Origin of the sequence: Caballeronia sp. LZ003 (genome assembly GCF_031451465.1) — a bacterium.
Taxonomy (GTDB): domain Bacteria; phylum Pseudomonadota; class Gammaproteobacteria; order Burkholderiales; family Burkholderiaceae; genus Caballeronia.
In genome coordinates this window covers 1-2,678 of the sequence record NZ_JARUXJ010000006.1, presented here as the reverse complement: position 1 = coordinate 2,678, position 2,678 = coordinate 1, and the positions used below count along the sequence as shown (strand labels likewise).

Below are 2,678 nucleotides of genomic sequence, written 5' to 3'. Positions count from 1 at the left end.
CATTGCCGCTGCGCAAAAAGTCGAACACTACGAAATTGCGACCTACGGAACGCTTGCCGCGCTCGCCAAGAAGCTTGGCTACAACGATGGCATGAAGCTCCTTCTTGAAACGCTGGAAGAAGAAAAGGCGACGGACCAAAAGTTAACGCTGCTTGCAGAGCAAGAGCTTTCCGAAGGAGAAGTCGGCAAGTGACTCGTTGAGGCTAGTGGTCCTTGCAGGGCAGCTTGCCGCGATGGGCAGCCAACGATGTCCAAGTACAGAGGGTGCCGGTTGACTCTGTTAAACAAACTAACCGTCGCCACCCCCAGCCAAAGACGAGACCATGCGCGTCATTGGCTTCTTATCCGTGAAAGTTTGAGGAGCAAATTATGCCAACAGTGACATCGAACGGAACGGTAGTCGTCCGTCGCAATCCGGTTGATTGGATTACCGGAGCTCTGGCGGTCATTGGAGCTATTAATTGGGGGTTAGTTGGGGTAGCGCACTTCGATCTGGTCGCCGCTATTTTTGGTGCCGGATCTGCCGGCGCACGGATCGTTTATATCTTGGTGGGTCTGGCTGGAGTGTACTTGCTCATTCGAGCATTTGTCCCGAACCGTAGCCATGCTCTCGCTAGTCGCTGAGCGAGCTTCAGTGCGCACCCCAGCTGCCACTTTCTACCCCTGACGGATCTTTGAACGAGCAGTCGTCCCGAGCAGATAGCATAGACGCTCGCCATGATGAACGGCCGTTCTTTAGTTCGTACGCGATCTGAGAAAAATCGATGATGATCTGGTTCGTCAGTGCTTACGGTGACAGATGTGATGCGGCTGTACGCCGTAGTCGAACTTGAACGCCTTTGATGGTAAGACGCGTAGCATGATATCAGCGGCCGCCGCCATCGAAGGGTCAATCAGTCGCTGGCGCGCAGTTTCGGGAAGGGGTGAAAGTTCAATGTGCCGATTGTATAAACGGGTTCCTGGTGGCTATCGTGTTTTCTTTGTCGCTTTTGAATGCTCTGATGAAGTATGGCGGTGGAGGTGTCTGCAGACCGAAGGTTCATTGAAAAGCCGTAGTGTCGTACCTCGACAGTTCGCATCCGAGAGGCTAGCGCTCGACAATGCGCGCAATGAACTAGATGGTGATTTCTGGTTGGCAAACACGATTTTTAGGTCGATCCAATTAACTGTCGGCTGTGAAGTACGTGCTTTATGGGAGATCGTAATGCTGCACTATAGGATGGATGACCGAAAATAAAGTGTAGCGCTGACATGCCGTAGAGTTAGCACATGAAAGATGTACGCCTGTGTTCGTCGGGTGTCACCATAGTGGCTCGACAGGGCGATTCGCATTTGGTCTGGTTCGCTCAGGATGCCAACGACGCTCACCGACGAAGGTCTATGCAAATGTTTCTGCGCTCGCGCTGGGCGTGTGCTGCATCGCTCGTCCTGATAGGCGATCATCTCTCTGACCGTTTTACCGGCCTCGGCGGGCCTTTTTTTGCGTGAAGCGCCAGATGCGAAGATATCCATCCGAGCGTCTTAATAAGCTCCATCAACAAACCATGTGGCGCCGCGAAGTCGAAATCGTTGAGCGTCATTAGCAGAATTGCGATGAGGAGGACCGAGTCTCCGCTCGCAGTGAGATCCGGGATCTTCTCGCGCAGATAGGGCCCGCGCTAATGTTGAGCTCCCTGGACGACTTAACAAAGGCAGAATTGGTAGACCGAATCCGCGATCTAAATCGGCGGCTCGCGTAGAATCTCTTATGGCGGCGGTTGGAAAGGTGCTTCTGAGGAAATCATGGCCGGACGTTTTTTACGCAAGGTGTTGCGATTGAGATTATGTCGTCCCACTGATTGCGGGAGCTATTTCACCAAATCCGGCCGTTCTTTAACTCGGACGACGGTGGCTTCAGGGATGAATTCCAGCGCGATCCGCGCCTCGCCGACGCGCGCGAAACAGCCTGTGATCGTCCCAGTTGGTCCAGTGACTGGGATTGGGACTGTGGGTCAGCGTCGGCGGTGGGGCGGGCTTTCGTCATGATGAATGATGCCCGTTGCTTGAGGCCAACAGGCCAACAGCGCGGTTGGGTTTCAACTGGTCTCACCGTTCCTATGTGTCTGCACCTGCTAAGTACAACGTGGCGGCAATCCCAACAATTAGCGTCGCAACTCCGAAAATTATAGCTGCAGCTTGCAAAAACGAATCCATGATTGCCTCCAATGGCTTGCCAGATGCTTCCGACCATGCGGTGCATCACGTGAAGCAATTGCCTGTCCCGAGACCCTAGTTAGCTCTATGCTGTTACTTTGCCAACCCGAAGGAAGTTGCGGCATGGCGGGTTGTGTCGTTTGACAAGAAGGTTGGCCAGCGTTGTTCTTCGTTAGAAACGCTCGGTCTTGTCGCTGACGGCCAGCGTTACGAACGGTCGCGCCGCTCGTTCGGAGCAACGTGCACATCGGGGGCCCGAACCGGCGTCGTAAACGCATGGCATGCGTCCAGCGTTCTCAGTGTCTCGGCGCCGTTATTTGCCGCCTGAACCGCCTGAACCCCCGGCGGGCAGCCAAATTCCTCAGGCGTTGGGCACTTTAAACTCCTCCACCCCGCGCGCCCGGTTGAGTAGCCGGTAGCGACGTAGCAGGACGTTTATTTTCTTCTCCTTCAGGCATGAAGGAGATTAAGAGGTGAACGTCTTG

General features: G+C 54.4%; 2 protein-coding genes. Both read left to right on the top strand.

Translation table 11 applies throughout. The features are described 5' to 3' along the window. Positions 1-193 (top strand): DUF892 family protein (locus tag QCE79_RS32220; RefSeq protein ID WP_309851297.1); only part of this gene is annotated, 193 nt, incomplete at its 5' end. Between the two features lie 176 nt (positions 194-369). Further along, positions 370-624, top strand: a complete 255-nt coding sequence (locus QCE79_RS32215; RefSeq protein ID WP_309851293.1) for a DUF378 domain-containing protein — start codon at positions 370-372, stop codon at positions 622-624. Positions 625-2,678: the final 2,054 nt, after the last annotated feature.

What these genes read in the sequence shown, in the direction of transcription:
- QCE79_RS32215 (WP_309851293.1), top strand. Translation starts at nt 370, where the DNA reads ATGCCAACAGTGACATCGAACGGAACGGTAGTCGTCCGTCGCAATCCG.